Annotated in this window: 16 protein-coding genes and 1 other annotated feature; of the genes, 11 read left to right on the top strand and 5 right to left on the bottom strand. The window is 41.2% G+C overall.

Annotation, left to right across the window (positions count from 1 at the left end):
- Positions 1-94 precede the first annotated feature (94 nt).
- Together trpS and BLR82_RS06305 are read right to left on the bottom strand one after the other, a co-directional pair.
- Positions 95-1,096, bottom strand: a complete 1,002-nt coding sequence (trpS, locus tag BLR82_RS06310; RefSeq protein WP_074598302.1) for a tryptophan--tRNA ligase — start codon at positions 1,094-1,096, stop codon at positions 95-97.
- A gap of 88 nt (positions 1,097-1,184) precedes the next feature.
- Positions 1,185-1,365: a binding site (T-box leader), on the bottom strand.
- A 270-nt stretch (positions 1,366-1,635) separates the two neighbouring features.
- Positions 1,636-2,001 (bottom strand): DUF3899 domain-containing protein, encoded by a 366-nt coding sequence (locus BLR82_RS06305; RefSeq protein ID WP_074598093.1) that lies wholly within the window; start codon positions 1,999-2,001, stop codon positions 1,636-1,638.
- A gap of 329 nt (positions 2,002-2,330) precedes the next feature.
- On the opposite strand from BLR82_RS06305, the gene BLR82_RS06300 reads away from it, so the two are divergent.
- The 11 genes from BLR82_RS06300 to pepF all read left to right on the top strand — a co-directional run bounded on the left by BLR82_RS06300 (position 2,331) and on the right by pepF (position 15,990).
- Entirely contained in the window at positions 2,331-4,043 is a 1,713-nt protein-coding gene (locus tag BLR82_RS06300) for a peptide ABC transporter substrate-binding protein (RefSeq protein WP_074598092.1), read from the top strand.
- A 156-nt stretch (positions 4,044-4,199) separates the two neighbouring features.
- The gene (gene opp3b, locus BLR82_RS06295; protein ID WP_074598091.1) at positions 4,200-5,129 is read left to right on the top strand and encodes an oligopeptide ABC transporter permease; all 930 of its coding nucleotides are present in this window, start codon (positions 4,200-4,202) and stop codon (positions 5,127-5,129) included.
- Positions 5,129-6,277: an oligopeptide ABC transporter permease gene (gene opp3C / locus BLR82_RS06290; RefSeq protein ID WP_074598090.1), complete on the top strand. Its 1,149-nt coding sequence runs from the start codon at positions 5,129-5,131 to the stop codon at positions 6,275-6,277. Before opp3b ends, opp3C begins: the two co-directional genes overlap by 1 nt.
- A gap of 15 nt (positions 6,278-6,292) precedes the next feature.
- Positions 6,293-7,357, top strand: a complete 1,065-nt coding sequence (locus tag BLR82_RS06285) for an ABC transporter ATP-binding protein (RefSeq protein ID WP_074598089.1) — start codon at positions 6,293-6,295, stop codon at positions 7,355-7,357.
- 2 nt (positions 7,358-7,359) lie between these two features.
- Positions 7,360-8,295 carry an ABC transporter ATP-binding protein gene (locus BLR82_RS06280; RefSeq protein ID WP_074598301.1) on the top strand — a complete coding sequence of 312 codons (936 nt, stop codon included), beginning with the start codon at positions 7,360-7,362 and terminating at the stop codon, positions 8,293-8,295.
- A gap of 342 nt (positions 8,296-8,637) precedes the next feature.
- Complete coding sequence (locus BLR82_RS06275) at positions 8,638-9,849, top strand: putative glycoside hydrolase (RefSeq protein WP_074598088.1); 1,212 nt, start codon at positions 8,638-8,640, stop codon at positions 9,847-9,849.
- A gap of 173 nt (positions 9,850-10,022) precedes the next feature.
- Complete coding sequence (locus tag BLR82_RS06270; RefSeq protein WP_074598087.1) at positions 10,023-10,616, top strand: GNAT family N-acetyltransferase; 594 nt, start codon at positions 10,023-10,025, stop codon at positions 10,614-10,616.
- A gap of 372 nt (positions 10,617-10,988) precedes the next feature.
- A complete protein-coding gene (gene spxA / locus BLR82_RS06265) occupies positions 10,989-11,384 on the top strand; it encodes a transcriptional regulator SpxA (RefSeq protein WP_026571105.1) in 396 nt (131 codons plus the stop codon).
- A 478-nt stretch (positions 11,385-11,862) separates the two neighbouring features.
- Positions 11,863-12,561, top strand: coding sequence for an adaptor protein MecA (gene mecA, locus BLR82_RS06260; protein ID WP_074598086.1), 699 nt, complete (start codon positions 11,863-11,865; stop codon positions 12,559-12,561).
- A gap of 298 nt (positions 12,562-12,859) precedes the next feature.
- On the top strand, positions 12,860-14,059 hold the full coding sequence (locus BLR82_RS06255) for a competence protein CoiA (RefSeq protein ID WP_074598085.1): 1,200 nt from the start codon (positions 12,860-12,862) through the stop codon (positions 14,057-14,059).
- Between the two features lie 113 nt (positions 14,060-14,172).
- On the top strand, positions 14,173-15,990 hold the full coding sequence (gene pepF / locus BLR82_RS06250; protein WP_074598084.1) for an oligoendopeptidase F: 1,818 nt from the start codon (positions 14,173-14,175) through the stop codon (positions 15,988-15,990).
- Between the two features lie 42 nt (positions 15,991-16,032).
- Here pepF and BLR82_RS06245 read toward each other — a convergent pair whose 3' ends face one another.
- The 3 genes from BLR82_RS06245 to BLR82_RS06235 all read right to left on the bottom strand — a co-directional run bounded on the left by BLR82_RS06245 (position 16,033) and on the right by BLR82_RS06235 (position 18,039).
- Positions 16,033-16,230: a hypothetical protein gene (locus tag BLR82_RS06245; RefSeq protein WP_074598083.1), complete on the bottom strand. Its 198-nt coding sequence runs from the start codon at positions 16,228-16,230 to the stop codon at positions 16,033-16,035.
- A 514-nt stretch (positions 16,231-16,744) separates the two neighbouring features.
- The gene (locus BLR82_RS06240; RefSeq protein WP_074598082.1) at positions 16,745-17,641 is read right to left on the bottom strand and encodes a ClpXP adapter SpxH family protein; all 897 of its coding nucleotides are present in this window, start codon (positions 17,639-17,641) and stop codon (positions 16,745-16,747) included.
- Positions 17,638-18,039: a globin domain-containing protein gene (locus BLR82_RS06235; protein ID WP_074598081.1), complete on the bottom strand. Its 402-nt coding sequence runs from the start codon at positions 18,037-18,039 to the stop codon at positions 17,638-17,640. The genes BLR82_RS06240 and BLR82_RS06235 overlap by 4 nt, the downstream gene beginning before the upstream one ends.
- Positions 18,040-18,164 lie beyond the last annotated feature (125 nt).

Here is an 18,164-nt window from a genome sequence, read left to right as displayed (position 1 = left end):
CTGGAGGTAGGAAAAGGAAAAACCCACAAAAAAAGGATGATGATTTTGCGGGTTTTTCTTTTGAAAAGGCATCTTATCATATTTGCTGCAAGTATTACTTTTTCGGTTTCTTTTTGACTCTTCCAAGCCCCATCGCTTTTTTTGCTTTGGCGAGCATTTTGTTTGCTGCCTGCTCCGCTTTATCCGCACCGTTATCCAGAATATCATCAAGCTCTTGCGAGTCGATCAACTCATAGTATCGCGCTTGAAGAGGCTTGAGTACGGAAATAACTGCCTCAGCGGTATCCTGTTTGAATTGGCCATAGCCTTTGTCCCGATACTTGCTTTCCAACTCTGCGATGGAGGAGCCGGTACAACTGGCGTAAATGGCAAGCAGGTTAGAAACACCCGGCTTATTTTCCTTATCAAACTTAACAATACCTTCTGAATCAGTGACAGCGCTCTTGATTTTCTTTTCGATTTTTTTCTCGTCATCCAACATGAAGATGGATGCTTTTTGATTCGAATCTGATTTGCTCATCTTTTTGGTAGGATCTTGTAGCGACATAATTCTGGCACCAGTCTTAGGGATGCTTACTTCCGGCACGGTAAAGATGTCGTTAAACTTATTGTTGAATCTTTGTGCTAAATTACGGGTTAGTTCTAAATGTTGCTTTTGATCATCCCCTACCGGCACTAAATCCGTTTTATAAAGCAAAATATCCGCAGCCATTAGTGGAGGATAGGTAAGCAGGGATGAAGAAACTGCATCTTTTCCTGCCGACTTGTCTTTGAATTGTGTCATTCGCTCTAATTCACCGATATAACTGATGGATTGCAACATCCAACCCAGCTGTGTATGTGCTGCGACCTCGGATTGAATAAACAATGTCGATTTTTCTGGATCTATTCCTGATGCCAAATAGAGAGCTGCCAGCGAGCGGATATTTTCCCTCAGCTTCAAACGGTCTTGGGGAACGGTAATCGCATGCTCATCGACAATACAAAAATAGCAGTGGTTTTCCTCCTGTAAATCCACAAATTGTTTCATTGCTCCCAGATAGTTTCCGAGTGTCAATGTCCCGCTCGGCTGTATTCCCGAAAATATAGTTTTCAATATAATCACCTCTTCATAATCTGCAGCGTTGATAAGGGAAGTTGCGAGCATAAATTGAGCACAAAAAAAGCTCATTCTTTCCTTCTTTCGAAGGGACGAATGAACCGCGGTGCCACCCTTATTATCAAACTGTTTCCCAGTCCGATCACTTAAGAATTCAACTTAGCTCGAAAGTCCAATTCCAATTCACCTTGATGCTTGTTTCCACCAACCACAAGCTCTCTACAAATCAGCGGGTAATTGTACTACGCCTTTTTCATTGCTAAAGATATTGATTTTTTACCATTATATAAAGACTTTTGATGAAATGCAAGGGCGGACCTCAAAATGTATTTCTTGCTATGATAGCAAAGCAGGTATGGGGAATGGGAAAAGTGGCTTCACCAGTGAAAGGAAACTCAAAATGAAGCAGGGGAAGTACTATTTACTTCAAGTAACGCAGTAATAGACAGGGGAAAAATAAAGAAGCAGATGCACCATCCGCTTCTTTGAGGTAAGGAATCACTATTAACTATTTGTTAAATGACCATAGGACTAATCTAAGCCGCATAAAACCTAGTCAGCAGGATAAGCATCAATACCAGTAAACAGAAACCCTGGAAACAGGCTGCTTTGACAAAGGAAATGCTTACTTTTTCGGAAGGTACCGTGTCATTTTCTGAAAGATAATCATTCCGCTTAAAACTACGCTCGAACGATTTCCGGAAACCATATACGACGCCATCAAAGAAACCGCCATGGACGGTCCATAAAAATATTCCGACAAACAGCCAGCATGCTCCGAAATAAAAGAGAATATTGATCATATGTTTCAGTTGCAGCGCAGGAGCAGTAATAAGGAAAAAAGCAAGGCCGACTGCAAGATTTAAACTGAGCAGTGCCCATTTATTCTTAAGGAGTTTCATACATACACCAACTTTTCCATAGATATGAAGTATTATAGCATGATTGGACATACGGTAAAATAATTCGTGGCAAAGGAAATCAAAGACCGGAAATAGAGAATGAATAAATATCGCCTTGAAGTGGTTTCGTAAAAACAAGCAATGACTGACAATTAACTAGTCCGAAAGAACTATTTTATGTAACTAGAATGCAATGTTTACGGGAGTTGATAAATTTTTTGTAAAAAAAATGATGCAAAATTGTATGAAAACTTGTATAATTCAAATTGTGGATCAAACATCCGCGCAAATATTTAGAAAATTTAATCTAAGGGGAGGTCATTTACTTCATGAGAAAGGCAAATTGGCTATTGCTTGCAATGGCACTACTATTGAGTGTTTTCCTTGCAGCTTGTTCCGGCGGATCCAGTTCCGAAGGTGACAGCAGCGGTGAGGACACAGGTTCAACGGAAGAAGGTACCGATGAAGGTACTTCAGAAGAAGGCGGAGAGGCAAGCGGCGAACAGGTGCTTAACCTGCTTGACACTTCACAGATTCCGACAATGGATTCTTCGCTAGCAACTGATGCGGTTGCATTCCAATACTTAGGCTCTACTATGGAAGGTCTTTACCGTCTAGGTGAAAATGCTGAACCGGTACCAGGTATTGCTGAGGGAGAACCAGAAGTAAGTGAAGACGGCTTGACTTGGAACATAAAACTACGTGAAGATGCAGTTTGGTCCAATGGCGACCCGGTAACTGCCCACGATTTCGTGTTCGCTTGGAGACGTGCTATCGATCCGGATACTGGATCTGAATACGGCCCATTCATGATGAACGACGTACTTAAAAATGCAACTGCTATCAACAATGGTGAAAAAGACGTTGAAGAGCTTGGCGTTGAAGCAGTCAGCGACTATGAATTAAAAATCACTTTGGAAAAAGCTGTACCATATTTCCACAGCTTGCTCACATTCGGTACTTATCTGCCGCTAAACGAAGACTTTGTAACAGAACAAGGCGACGATTACGCACTAACTTCTGACAACTTGATTTATAACGGCCCATTCACACTCGAAGACTGGGATCCAAAAGCAAACGAATCATGGACAATGAAAAAGAATCCGGATTATTGGGATGCTGAAACTGTCCAGTTGGAAGAAATAAATGTAGATGTTGTTAAAGAAACAAGTACTGCGGTTAACTTATATGAAACAGGTGAAACAGACCGTGCTAGTTTGACGGCTGAATTTGTAGAACAATATGCAGGGACGGAAGATTACCGTACAATGCCTGAACCAACCTTGTTCTACTTGAAAATGAACCAGGCAAACGAATACCTTAAAAATCAAAACATCCGTAAGGCTATTGCCATGGCGATTAATAAGCAAGACATGGTAGACGTTATCCTTGCTAATGGATCAATCGTAGCTAACGGTGCCGTGCCAGTAGATTTCACTACACATCCTGAATCTGGAGAAGATTTCCGTGACATCAACGGAGACCTGCTTACAACAGATAAGGAAAAAGCGAAGGAATTGTGGCAAAAAGGCCTTGATGAGCTGGGTGTAGATTCTATCGAGCTAGGCTATCTTGGCGGTGACACCGAAACTGCCACAGAAATGGACGCTTACATTAAGAACCAGCTTGAAGATACACTTGAAGGTTTGACTGTCAATATCTCTTCCGTACCATTTGAAGAGCGTCTTGCAAGAGATGAAGCTTCTGATTATGACATTCAGAATTCCGGCTGGGGTCCTGACTATCTTGACCCAAGCACATGGTTGAACATGTGGACTTCTGACAGCCCATACATGACAATGAACTATAACAACGAAGAATATGATAAATTGATCAAAGAAGCAAATAACGAATTGTTAACAGATTTGCCTGCACGTTATGACAATTTCCTTGAAGCAGAAAAAGTGCTGATGGATGATGCGGCAATCGCTCCATTGTACCAGCGTTCCCGTGCATATCTGTGGAGACCATCTGTTAAAGGCGTTATATTCCAGCCAATGGGGGCAGACTTCTCATACAAGTGGGCTTATATCGAAGAATAAACTTGATAATTTTGAGATGACGTAACACCTCTTTGGAGAGGAGAGGAGAGTGTACTGCCAGCTGCTTGCCGGCGTATACTCTCTTTTTCAGTTTGACTAGATTTTTAGAATTATTAGAAGATTAAATATAATTTTGATAGATTAGGAGGGATAGGGATGGTTAGATATATACTTCAGCGGCTTGGCTATATGCTGCTCACCTTGTTTTTGATTGCGACGTTTTCTTTCTTTCTCATGAAAATGCTGCCAGGCTCACCGATGAAAGCGGAGCAAAAGCTTTCGGAGGCACAGTTGGAAATCCTTTATGAAAAATATAACTTAGATGACCCGGTACCTGTACAATATATCAATTATTTAGGCAACCTTGCTCAAGGAGATTTAGGTGTATCATTCCAAATGAATAACCAGCCGGTAACTGCTTTATTGGCTAGCAGAATCCCTGTTTCAGCCCATTTAGGTTTCCAGGCGATGATTCTCGGTACTATCCTTGGTATGCTGCTCGGATTGGTGGCCGCTGTTCGAAATAATAGCTGGATCGATTATACATCGAACGTCATATCGGTAATAGGAATATCGATACCTTCGTTTATTTTTGCCGGTTTACTCCAATATTTTGTCGGTGTTAAGTTAGGTCTTTTGCCAATCGCTTTCTGGGAAGGCTTTCAGCACACGATTATGCCGACAATAGCTTTGGCAATTTTTCCGCTTGCTATAGCGGCGCGTTTTCTGCGGACAGAGATGATCGAAGTACTTGGTTCGGATTACATTGTAACCGCACGGGCGAAAGGCGTTACAAAGGGTGGCATTATGTTTAAGCACGGTCTTCGTAATGCACTTATTCCTTTGGTAACTGTAATGGGACCGATGGCAGTCAGCCTTATGACAGGTACATTGGTTATCGAACAGATTTTTTCGATTCCTGGTATCGGAGAACAATTTGTCACTTCGGTAACAACAAATGACTTTCCGGTTATTATGGGCACAACCCTTTTCTTCGCCTTCTTCTTCATCCTGATTATACTTGTAATCGATATACTATACGGAATAATTGATCCGCGTATTCGATTAGCTGGAGGTAAAGACTGATGGACAAAGAAAAGTTAAATAAAGATCTGTTTGTACCTGCTAAGCCTGATGAAAATGAAAGTGAACAAATCCAGCGCCCTAACTTGACTTATTGGCAGGATGCCTGGAGACGTTTGAAAACGAACAAAGGTGCGATATTTGGACTGGTCGTGATTGTTTTGATTGGCATCATGTCCATAATCGGGCCCCACTTTAACGAAGATGGTGTAGATGACCAGGATTTAGGCTTGTCTAAGCTGCCGCCGCGTGTACAAGGATTAGAATCCATACAATGGCTGCGGCTCGATGGAACAAAAACGGAAACCTATGAAGCTGCCAGTGTCGAAGCAGCCAAAGAACGGATACGCCAGCGTTTCACTCAGACGGATGATGAATTCATCACTTATGATGTAAAACGAGAAGGCGATGGGAGTAAGGACTCTGCTAAAGTGGCTGGCTTCTATCATGTATATGAAGCAAAAGGGCTGCAGGATGAGTATTTTTGGTTTGGTACCGACACATTGGGGCGTGACCTATTTACTCGTACTTGGTACGGAACAAGGATTTCCTTGTTAATTGCGTTTGTTGCTGCGGCAATCGATATGCTGATTGGTGTAGCTTATGGTGGTATCTCCGGCTATTTTGGTGGCAGGACGGATAACGTGATGCAGCGTATCATCGAGATACTAGTCGGGATTCCGAACCTTGTGGTTGTTATTCTGATGATCATGATCCTCGACCCTGGGATTATCGCGATAATTATCGCGTTAACGATAACGGGCTGGACTGGAATGGCGAGAATTGTCAGGGGGCAAGTACTCAAGCTGAAAGGCCAGGAGTTTGTATTGGCTTCTCGTACATTGGGATCCTCGCATCCTAGAATACTGTCGAAGCATCTAATTCCTAATACATTGGGTATGATTATTGTAAACACAATGTTTACCATCCCTAACGCTATTTTCTTTGAAGCGTTCTTGAGCTTTATCGGTTTGGGACTGCAGCCGCCGGATGCGTCGCTTGGTACATTGATCAATGATGGATTCAAAGCGTTGCAAATCAACCCGCATATCATGATTTTCCCTGCGATTGTCATTTCATTGATTATGATCGGATTTAATATTTTGGCAGACGGACTGCGTGATGCGCTAGATCCGAAGATGCGTGAATAGGAGGCATGTGCTGACATGGATAAGATTCTAGAAGTAAATGACTTACACATCTCCTTTGATACGTACGGTGGAGAAGTTAAAGCGGTACGCGGTGTTACCTTTGACCTGAAAAAAGGAGAAACATTAGCGATTGTCGGGGAATCGGGTTCCGGTAAATCTGTAACCACGAGAGCATTAGCGAGATTGATTCCCTCACCGCCGGGCCGGATAAAACAAGGAGAAATATTGTTTGATGGCAAAGATTTAGCAAAACTGAAGGAAAAAGAGATGCAGCAAATCCGCGGAAAAGATATTTCAACCATTTTCCAGGATCCGATGACATCTTTGAACCCTACGATGAAAATTGGAAATCAAATCATGGAAGGACTTATCAAGCACCAAAAAATGAGTCGTGCACAGGCAAAAAGCCGTGCTATCGAACTGCTTGAGCTTGTAGGACTTCCAAATCCGACGGAGAGAATCAATCAGTATCCGCACCAATTTTCTGGTGGACAACGTCAGCGGGTTGTGATTGCGATTGCTTTGGCTTGTAATCCGAAAATTTTGATCGCCGACGAACCAACTACAGCATTGGATGTAACCATACAAGCCCAAATTTTAGAGTTGATGAAGGATATTCAAAAGAAAACGGAAAGCTCGATTATTTTTATAACCCATGATCTAGGAGTGGTGGCGAACGTCGCTGACCGTGTTGCTGTTATGTATGCCGGCAAAATCGTGGAAATCGGGACAGTTGATGAAATTTTCTATAATCCGAAACACCCATATACATGGGGATTGTTGGGATCGATGCCAACGCTTGATAATACCGAGGACAGCCTCATCGCTATTCCAGGTTCTCCTCCGGATATGCTGAAGCCGCCAAAAGGGGATGCTTTCGCCCCACGGAACGAATATGCATTGGAAATAGATAAGGAAATGGAACCGCCGATGTTCAAGGTATCTGATACCCACTATGCTGCGACTTGGCTCTTGCATGAATATGCACCTGATATAGAGCCACCAGAGGCAGTTAAACGCCGTATGAAGGGCTTTGCCAAGACCGGAGCCGGCAATTCGAAGGAAGGTGAACGGCCGTGACCGTGACTCAGGAAAAGTTATTGGAAGTAAGCAACTTAAAGCAATACTTTAAAACTGGCAGGCACAGTGTAGTAAAAGCAATAGACGGTATTTCTTTTGATATATACAAAGGAGAAACCTTTGGACTTGTTGGTGAATCGGGTTGTGGTAAATCAACAACCGGCCGTACGATCATCCGTCTGTATGATGCAACCGATGGAAATGTAAAGTTTAAAGGTGAAGATGTACATGGTAAGAAAAACAGCCAGGATTTAAAAAAATTCAACCAGAAAATGCAAATGATTTTCCAAGATCCATATGCTTCTTTAAATCCGCGTATGACTGTCATGGATATTATCGCAGAAGGACTGGATGTACACGGACTATCCAAGAGTCCGCAGGCACGTAAACAACGTGTGGAAGAATTACTGGAAAGAGTCGGACTGAATAAAGAACACGCCAACCGCTACCCGCATGAATTTAGCGGCGGCCAGCGACAACGCATTGGAATCGCCAGAGCCCTGGCAGTCGACCCTGAATTTATCATTGCTGACGAACCAATCTCTGCGCTTGATGTGTCCATTCAGGCGCAAGTCGTAAACCTTTTGAAAGAACTGCAAAAAGATCACGGATTGACCTATCTATTTATCGCGCACGATTTGTCCATGGTTAAGTATATCAGTGACCGCATTGGTGTTATGTATTTCGGTAAACTTGTGGAACTTACAGACAGTGATGAACTGTACAAAAATCCTTTGCATCCTTACACGAAATCACTGCTTTCGGCAATACCTTTGCCGGACCCAGATTACGAAAGAAACCGCCAGCGTGTTGAATATGATCCAAGCCAGCATGATACCAGTGAAGAACCGGAATTTCGGGAAATCACACCAGGCCATTGGGTATCATGTACTACCAAAGAGTTTGAAGCATACAAGCAAGAGTTAAATAAAAATTGAAAATAGCAGATTCGTGATAAAATAAATGAAGGGCTTGACTCATAATTGCCCCTTCTTCAAAAATCATCAGCATATTCTTGTTATGCTGATGATTTTTTGTTTTATGCATATCATCTTGCACTGTGATGATAGTCACTTTCATTTATTTGGCTGCCTATTCGGGCACAGCATTCGGATAAACGCTTATCAATGGAGTTTCACACAAAAGATGAATGGGTAAGGAAAATGAGATAGCAAAAATAGTAAAATTACGACAAAAACAACAATTCGGGTTCCAACCTCCCCTTTATTTCTTTTATAATAGAAGTACTACTTACTACATAAAATAGGAGACTGATAGCGATGGGGAAACGACAACTGAAGACAATGATTATTGCCATGCTCCTGCTGATGGTTGTATCCGTACAAAAGGTAAACGCTGCAGAGGAAACGAAAACCATGAAGACACACCATAGGAGTATGAGTAGTGTAGAAACATATAAAGTTCCCGAACGGATTTCACGATTCTCCTATAATTCGGGTTTGGATTTTGAGTATCCTGATCATGTCAGAGGAATTTATGTAACAGGTAATTCAGCAGGCGGCGAACGGTTTGACCAATTAATCAAGCTGATTAATGACACAGAGCTGAATAGTATGGTAATCGATGTGAAAGAGGATCACGGCAATGTAACCTTCAAATTTGCGGAAGATTCTCCTTATGCAGACGTGGGAACTAATTATATCGGAGACCCGCAAAAGATGCTCAAACGTTTGGAGGAAGAAGGGATTTATCCGATTGCCAGAATCGTAGTATTTAAGGATTCGGTGCTGGCAAAGGAACGTCCGGATTTATCTTTCACCCAAAATGGAGAGGTATGGAAAAATGGGAAGGGAGAAGCGTTTGTGAGTCCGTTTCAAAAAGAAGTATGGGACTATAACATTGAATTGGCAAAACAGGTAGCAGAGATGGGCTTTCAGGAAATTCAGTTTGATTATGTCCGCTTTCCCGAGGGTTTTGAGACTAGAGCCGAGGAATTAGAGTATGATCAGGGAGATTATGCTGATTTGGAAATGAATGGAGTCAAGAAACGGGTGAAAGCAGTTACGGATTTCGTGTCCCATGCCAGGGAAGAATTATCAGATTATGATGTCGATGTTTCAGTCGATATCTTTGGTTATTCTGCCACGATTGAAGAAGCACCTGGAATTGGACAAAACTTCTCTAAAATAGCGGACAATGTGGATGTGATTTCTTCGATGATTTATCCGAGCCATTGGACATCTTACTTCGGCATAGATAATCCGGATGAGGAACCATACAAATTAGTTACCGAATATGCCAAGGTGGAAAACGAGGTGTTGGGAAGCTTGGAAGACCCTCCGATTTCACGGCCGTGGATTCAGGATTTTGAGGCACCATGGTTATATAGCGGTAAGACGAAACAATATGGTAAAGAAGAAGTTGAAGCACAAATAAAAGCTCTAAATGAGAATGGCATCCAGGAATTTCTCATTTGGAATTCTGGAAACAGTTATACAGACAATGTTGATTATACACCATTAGATGAATAAACAAACACTGCCGGAAATTCCGGCAGTGTTTGTTTATACGGAGATTCCCTATTAAAAGTGCATGTGTAGAAAATTAAATTTCGGGAAAAACTAATTTGAGCCTGTGAGAAGATTTAACAATTGAAGGATATTCCGTTATAATAAAGAGGACTACAAATACAAGGAGTAGATCAATGAACTGGTACGAAAAGCTAAACAAGTATTTTCCCGTAGAAGAGATGAAGTCTCAAAAGCATATGGAAATGCTGTTAAAGGAAAAAGGCGACGTCTACTATAAAGACGAAGGACCACATCATGTGCTTATGTACGCAGAGTTCAAATCATTTATCTTTATCGATTATGTATATGTATCTGCAGCATCTCGAGGCCAGGGGCTGGGACATCAATTAATCGAAAAGCTGAAAGCCAAGAACAAACCGATTATCCTGGAAGTGGAACCGGTTGATTACGAAGACAGCGACACGGAAAAACGGTTGAAATTTTACCAGCGAGAGGGATTTGTTCACGCACAGTCGATCGGCTACAATCGGCGCAGCCTTGCGACAAATGAAAACACTCCGATGGAAATATTATATTGGAGTCCGGATAATCAGGATGAAGAAGAAATTTATAAACAAATGAAAAAGATGTATGAAGACATTCACACTTATAAAGACGAAGAAATTTACGGAAAGTCCTACCAACCTGTTGATGAAGTACTGACGTATGATGATGACCGAGAAGCTGATGATATTTTTGATGCCTTAAAACAATCTGAAGGCGTATGATAATTTTCCAAAGCTGCCCGTTATCTCGGGTAGCTTTCTTCTATTACATACTTATTTTATATCATCTAAAAAGGTGCATATGGATAAAACGAGGGGATAATATTCGAACCTACAAAAAATTTTAAAAAGTTTTTTAAAAAAGGTTTAACGAAAAGGAAGCCGGGGTACTTTAAATATAAGTTTACCTCATTTTGTGACAACTTTTAAGAAGATGGCAATTTAATTCAAGAAATTGCATAAAAACCTACCTTCATATTGACAAGTATAGTATACTATACATAGAAGAGTTATTTAAAGTAATTTTAATTTAATATCTTCTTCAAAATCATAAAATGACGATAAATAATCTGCGCTATGAGGAGTGAAGTTTCCATGGTAACACTTTATACCTCACCAAGTTGTACATCTTGCCGTAAAGCAAAAGCATGGTTAGAAGAGCATGATATACCATTCAGTGAGCGAAATATCTTCTCGGAAACCTTGACACTTGATGAAATCAAGGAAATTTTGAGAATGACAGAAGATGGCACCGATGAAATAATTTCAACAAGGTCTAAAGTTTTTCAAAAACTAGATATGAATCTTGATCAACTTCCAATGAAAGACCTCTTTAACTTAATTCAAGAAAATCCTGGTCTTCTTCGCCGCCCAATCATTCTTGATGAGAAAAGATTGCAGGTAGGTTATAACGAAGATGAAATTCGCAGATTCTTACCTAGAACTGTCCGTACTTTCCAATTGCGAGAAGCGCAAAGAATGGTTAACTAATATAGCATAAGAGGCGCGGGTCTTTTTTACAGGACCTGCGCTTTTTCTATCCTTAAGAAAGTACGGAAATACCTAGGCGCGATTACAACCTCTCGTACTTCTAGGTATCAGTATCCGGTTATCCCCGTATTTACAAACAGATCAACCTTGTTGAAGGATAGCCTGCCAAATATTTTCAGTTTATTGACCAGGTATAAAGGGATGACATTTTGCCATAAATAAGCTAAAATAAATATTTATAGACTGGTAATCTAAGATGCCGGTTTGTATTTATTTAAAAAGAACAATCTTTGTTTTTTAGTAAATATAGGCTTTTATATTTTCAAAAACAATTTCTTTATCATAAAATAAAGATAAGAAGCTGTAGCTTATATTTGAGGGTTGATGGGAACTCGTAACGGGTATGGATTTATAGGATTACAAATAGGTGAAGTTTTTCTCTTCCACCTAATAATAAGTAGAAGGGAGAGAGAAGAAAGTGGAAATCGAACGGATCAATGAAAATACAGTCAAATTTTACATTTCTTATATGGATATTGAAGATAGAGGGTTCGACCGTGAAGAAATTTGGTATAACCGGGAACGGAGTGAACAGCTTTTTTGGCAAGTAATGGACGAAGTCAACTACAAGGAAGATGATTTCAATGTTGATGGTCCGCTATGGATTCAAGTCCAGGCACTTGATAAAGGATTGGAAATTGTTGTAACCAAAGCCCAATTATCCAAGGACGGTCAAAACCTTGAATTGCCAACGGAAAATGGTAAAACAATCGATATGCCGGTTGATGAGAAAATTGAATCAATGTTGGATGAAAAGTTTGGCAGCTCCGATGAGGCTGGACATGACACCAATCATCATTCCGAAGATGATGAGGAGGGTAATTTGTCGTTCGTGGTTAGCTTTAAAGATTTTGAAGATATCATTCAACTAAGCCATTATTTTACTGAAACAGAAGGATTGACGGATCGTCTGTACCATTTTGAGGATCAGTACTTGTTATATTTAGAATTTGAAGAAAACCATATGACGGACGATGAGCAAGAAGACATTTTAAGTCAGTTGCTTGAATTCGGTAACGAATCTCCGATTACCATCCATCGATTGGAAGAGTATGGCAAACCAATATTTGCTGAACACGCTCTTTCACAAATTAAGCAATATTTTCCTGCTAAATAAGCTAAGCATTCGACAAAAGTCGGATGCTTTATTTTTTTTTGAGGCAAATATTTTTCTCAACCCATTCAGACAGGAATTCTTTCTTAAGCAACGAATCCATATATATAAAGGCTGTTTCTAAATGATTGTTACATGTAAGCGTTTGGACTGTATAGACCAAACGCTTCCTCCACACTTCTTCATTTTTCCCCGAGCGCAGCTTCAGTCGGATAGTCGCAGTTTTCTCTAACAGGGAAAAGTTTGAAGGAGTAAGAAATTCCGAGAAAAAAGCCTTTATAAAAAGGAGGGATAGATAATTATGCTGCAAGCCCGTAATCAGGATGGCGTGCCGGTCATCTTGGCTAATTTTAAGCGTTCGGTTGTAGAGAGGATGCGAGCACAACAGAGGTTTTACTGTCCGGTATGTGGCGAGAGGGTAATCGTCAAAGCAGGCAGGACAATGATCGCGCACTTTTCTCATTCCCCAAATAGTTCTTGCGCTGATCATAAAGGAGAAGGAGAATACCATGAACGAGGCAAGTTGCATTTATTTCAGTGGCTTAGAAATCAAGGGCTGGATGCTACGCTTGAAAAGTATTTGCCGGAGATCGGCAGAAGGCCGGATGTTTTGCTTCGCCTCGGTAAGAAAGTGATCGCTTTGGAATTTCAATGTGCAGCATTGGACAGAGAGGAATTGTACAAACGAACGGAGGATTACCGCAAACTTGCTATCGAACCTTTATGGATACTAGGTGGAAATCGCTTAAAGCGAACTGGCGCCAGAAAAATCCGGCTAACCTCGATGGATCGCTCCTTTTTAACCCGTTATAATCATAGTAGTTCTCTTCTAATGAACTTTTATTGTCCAAACACTGGTCAATTCTGTCTATTTCGACAGATACAATCTGCAGGAAACGGCAATTTTTATGGAGACTTGCATTTTCTTCCACTGAGGCACACCCAATTTCGCCTTTTATTACAAGATATGAAACAGTTTCAACCGTTTTTATTAGAGAGTTGGCTGCAAGAGAAGCAGAAATTTCGAACAAAACCACCATCAAAATGGACAGGCCGCCTTCATCAGTCATGGCGCCAATGGCTGTACCAGAAAGGTTACCATCAGAGTCTGTTGCCGAGCTATATTTATCTACCAGTTATCGGTCAGTATCGAATGAAAACCCCACCGTGGGATTGGCAAAGCAGGCTGTTCCTCGAGTATTTAATGAATTTACCATTCCAACGCACCGTCTCCTTAGCCCCCTGTTATCGTCTATTAAAGGCGGAAATTAATCCCTCATCTGAATTTCCGCTTATAAATAGTCCGCACGATCCCATCCGTGAGTATTTAACCCTGTTGGAATCCCTGCACATGATAACCCTCGTGAGTGACCGTCAATTGAAAAAACAAACCCCGATTACTTTTCCGGAAAATGTGGAACAAGCCCTAAGTGATGACAGAAGGATTATCCAGGCCCTGCAAAAGCAAAAGTCATTCTCAAGCATCAACTCGCATGATTGAGCAGCAAACACGATATAATAGAAAAGAGCTCTCCTTTAACAGGAAAGAATATGCGGGATCTACCGAGAATTGGGAAATGGATAGCTGAAAAAATTATCAAGGAGGAATAGGCGTTGGCACAAGCGAACAAAGAATTACAAAGCCGTGAACAAGTACCGTTAGAACGAACTTGGAGACTGGAAGATATCTTTGTAATAGATGAAGAGTGGGAAAAGGAATTCGAAGCATTAAAAAACAAGTTGCCGGAATTCAAACAATACCAAGGGAAGATAAGTGAGTCGGCAGATACCCTTTATAACCTTTTAAAACTTCAAGACAATGTATCCGAGCGTTTGGGGAAACTTTATACATACGCTCATATGAGATATGACCAGGACACAACCAATTCACTATACCAGGCGTTGAACGCCAAAGCGGAAAATATTCTTACGCAGGCTTCGAGCGCGATGAGTTTCATTGTACCGGAGATTTTGTCGTTAGATGAGGAGAAGCTGAAGTCATTTATTGAAGAAAATCAAAAATTAAAACAGTATGAGCATACTTTGAATGAAATAAACAGACAGCGTCCGCATGTTTTATCCGAAAAGGAAGAGGAGCTGCTTGCGGAGGTTTCCGAGGTTACCGATAATCCGTCTCAGACCTTTGGGATGTTAAATAACGCCGATTTAACTTTTCCATCGATTAGAGACGAGAAAGGTAATGAAGTCGACCTGACACATGGACGTTATATCAACTTTTTGGAGTCCGACGATCCACGTGTACGGAAAGACGCTTTCAAGGCGATGTATGAAACATTCGGCAGCTTTAAAAATACCTTTGCTTCTACTTTGAGCGGAGCTGTCAAAAAGAATAATTTTTACGCAAAAATACGTAAATACGATTCTGCCCGCCAGGCAGCGTTGGATAACAATAATATACCGGAAGAGGTATATGATAATCTGGTCAGTGCCGTCAATGAAAGGCTCCCGCTTCTGCATCGATATGTAGAGCTGCGCAAGCGAGTTCTCAAGCTTGATGAACTGCATATGTATGATCTTTATACACCGCTTGTTAAAGATATCTCGATGAAAATACCATATGAAGAAGCCCAAGAAACAGTGCTGAAAGGATTGGCGCCACTCGGGGAGGAGTATGTTAATACTATTCGGGAAGGGTATAAAGATCGTTGGATAGATGTAGATGAAAACAAAGGAAAGCGCAGCGGGGCTTACTCTTCAGGAGCTTACGGGACCAATCCATACATTTTGTTGAATTGGCAGGATAACTTGAACAATCTGTTTACGCTTGCTCATGAGCTTGGTCATTCTATGCACAGTTACTATTCCAGGAACAATCAACCGTTCCGTTACGGAAATTATTCCATCTTTGTTGCGGAAGTGGCATCTACATGTAATGAAGCGCTCATGAATGAATACCTGATCGAGAACACCGAGGATGAAAAAGAAAAACTATTCTTGCTGAACCACTTCCTTGAAGGGTTCCGCGGTACAGTATTCCGTCAGACAATGTTTGCTGAGTTCGAGCATGATATTCATACCCACATGCAAAATGGGGAGGCTTTAACCGCGGATAAGTTGACAGAAATGTATTATGAGTTGAACAAGAAGTATTTTGGTGATGAACTGGTGATTGATGAGGAAATCGGCCTTGAATGGGCAAGGATTCCACATTTCTATTATAATTACTATGTGTATCAGTATGCGACCGGCTATTCTGCGGCGACTTCGCTAGCTTCACAAATTTTAAAGGAAGAACAGCCTGCTGTCGACAGGTATTTGGAATTCCTGAAGGCAGGAAGCAGTGATTACCCAATTGAAGTGCTGAAAAAAGCGGGTGTCGACATGACGTCGAAGAAACCGATCTTAGACGCGCTGCGGGTATTTGAAGATAAGCTTTCGGAAATGGAATCTTTATTGGATAAGGTAGAATAAAACAGAGCAGACACCTGATTTTAACAAGGTGTCTGCTCTGTTTTACCATCTGCGGCTTCTCATCCTGGAAAAACCTTTGAAAGCATGTCTGTACACGAAAGAGAAGATTGTGAGATAAATGGTGATGAACAAAAGAGGCAGCGTGAAGTACAAAGGCAAAAGACGCATAAAACCGAGAAGGTTGAGGAAGAATGCAGCAACAGTTGCCAGTAAAAAGATAAAAGGCAGTAAGCCTTGCATGCCCTTGCCTCCTTTACATGTTGTTAAGAAAATTGTATGCATTCTGTTATCTCAATAGAAGTATGACAGTTTTGTGAATACATGAGCAAAACTGTTGCCTCCTTTTTTTATTCTTGATATATTTAACTTGTGAGATAATTAACAAACAATACCCCTTTGTTTGACTTAACTTTCTCCCATCCCCCCTTTGTCTATAGAATATAGACTACAGGAAGGGTATACAAATGTATATCCTTCCTTTTTATTTTCGCAAAATCCGCATTAACTATAATGGGATGTGCTATTGCCTATTCAAAAAGCATATTAACCACCGCTTCGGTAAGCATACTTCGCTTTCCGCGGGCACGGCTTCAGCTAACTAGGTAAAGAAAACTGCTTTACCAAGTGGATGTGCAGGAAGTTAGGAAGAGGCTTTCAAACAATATCGTAGTTTCTATCAATTGCTATTTAATAAAAAAACACCCAGGTAAATTGCCTGAGTGTCAAAAATACCCTTGTATGAACAAGAGGAGAATCAGCCTTTAACATGCCGGTAAAAGGTTCCATATTTCACTGGAACTTTTTCCACCATTTGTTTCAACTGAAGTTTTTTCATTTCTTTTTCTGTTTTTTCCTTAGACCAATCATAGACAACGGAAATTTCCTTGTTGCCGACAAAGCCGTAATATGAAATGAACTCTTCTAACTCCGGTTTCTTGGCTGGGGGCGGATCCATTTGCAACATTTGTTTTAATACTTTTACGTAAATGTCATAAGGATATAGCCCTGAGACTTTCAAGCCGCCTTCTTCCTCGGATTCATTAAAGAATACCATGGTAGGAATGTATTCGACTTCCATCTCTTGCGTTAACTTTAAATCACATTGCAGTGCTTTTTTGGCGGAATTAGAATACAGATCCTGGGTGAACTCTTGTACATCAAGGTTCACTTCTCCGGCACACTCAATCAAGGTTGTTTCATCAGATATATCCCGTTTGTTCAAGAACAAATTTTCTTGTACTTTACGCAAGAAGTTTCTGCCGGCTTTTTTCCCTTGCAACTCTGCCGCCTTGATTGCAAGGGATGCTAGCCAGGGCAGATTGACGGGGTTCTCCAGCCATAAATCACCGTCACAGCTCATTCCGGTACGAGAGGCCGTCCGTTCCCATATTTCTTTTAATTTTTTCGGTTTATCAAATTTATCTTTATTCAACACGGTAAGCTGCCCGCTCAGAATCGGACGAATGGTGAAAAACCTGCCATATTCAATGGACAGCTTTTTCAAGCTCGGTTCCAAAGACCAGCATTCCGGACATAAAGGATCTATGAAGACATAGATTTCAACCGGTTTTTTCAGCAAATCGAAAAAGCCATACTGCGCCGAGTTTCTTGTGTCTGCATTACTAGTTGGCCCAGTCGGTTTCCAGCTCACAACGATTCTCCTTTCTCATCCTCAGGTGTATTCATCATATGCGATGCTGTCATTGTCAATCGTTCAAAAATGGCACTTCGATAGGGCTCTTCCACTTCGGCTTCTGCTAAGGCTTGTTCCATGCATTCGAGCCAGGCGTCACGTCTGGTCGGGGTGATCGGAAACGGCAAATGTCGTCTCCGGAGCATTGGATGCCCGTGTTCTTCTGTATATAAAGCTGGGCCACCGAACAGCTGCGTCAGAAACTGTTGCTGTTTTCTGGCGGTTTCTGTTAAATCATCTGGAAATATCGGTTTTAATGCCGGATGTTTCGCCACCCGTTTATAAAAGGCTTGAACGAGTTGTTCTATTTTTTCCCTGCCGCCTATGGCTTCATACAGGGTAACGGAATCAGTCATGTTTCATTTCCTCTCCAACTTTGCAAGAAAGTTACTCTTAAGCTTTTCCCAACCGTATCTTTTCAATTTCCGGCTGTACAAAAACAAGCTTAACAAGATTTTTCCTTATTGTAACAATTGCCGGT

The sequence above is a fragment of the Sediminibacillus halophilus genome, assembly GCF_900103695.1.
Classification (GTDB): domain Bacteria; phylum Bacillota; class Bacilli; order Bacillales; family Amphibacillaceae; genus Sediminibacillus; species Sediminibacillus halophilus.
This window is presented reverse-complemented; position numbering and strand designations above follow the sequence as displayed.

Excerpts from the sequence above, each read along its gene's own strand:
- BLR82_RS06305 (WP_074598093.1), bottom strand. The coding sequence starts at position 2,001 with ATGAAACTCCTTAAGAATAAATGGGCACTGCTCAGTTTAAATCTTGCA.
- BLR82_RS06300 (WP_074598092.1), top strand. The coding sequence starts at position 2,331 with ATGAGAAAGGCAAATTGGCTATTGCTTGCAATGGCACTACTATTGAGT.
- opp3b (WP_074598091.1), top strand. The coding sequence starts at position 4,200 with ATGGTTAGATATATACTTCAGCGGCTTGGCTATATGCTGCTCACCTTG.
- opp3C (WP_074598090.1), top strand. The coding sequence starts at position 5,129 with ATGGACAAAGAAAAGTTAAATAAAGATCTGTTTGTACCTGCTAAGCCT.
- BLR82_RS06285 (WP_074598089.1), top strand. The coding sequence starts at position 6,293 with ATGGATAAGATTCTAGAAGTAAATGACTTACACATCTCCTTTGATACG.
- BLR82_RS06275 (WP_074598088.1), top strand. The coding sequence starts at position 8,638 with ATGGGGAAACGACAACTGAAGACAATGATTATTGCCATGCTCCTGCTG.
- BLR82_RS06270 (WP_074598087.1), top strand. The coding sequence starts at position 10,023 with ATGAACTGGTACGAAAAGCTAAACAAGTATTTTCCCGTAGAAGAGATG.
- spxA (WP_026571105.1), top strand. The coding sequence starts at position 10,989 with ATGGTAACACTTTATACCTCACCAAGTTGTACATCTTGCCGTAAAGCA.
- BLR82_RS06255 (WP_074598085.1), top strand. The coding sequence starts at position 12,860 with ATGCTGCAAGCCCGTAATCAGGATGGCGTGCCGGTCATCTTGGCTAAT.
- BLR82_RS06245 (WP_074598083.1), bottom strand. The coding sequence starts at position 16,230 with ATGCAAGGCTTACTGCCTTTTATCTTTTTACTGGCAACTGTTGCTGCA.
- BLR82_RS06235 (WP_074598081.1), bottom strand. The coding sequence starts at position 18,039 with ATGACTGATTCCGTTACCCTGTATGAAGCCATAGGCGGCAGGGAAAAA.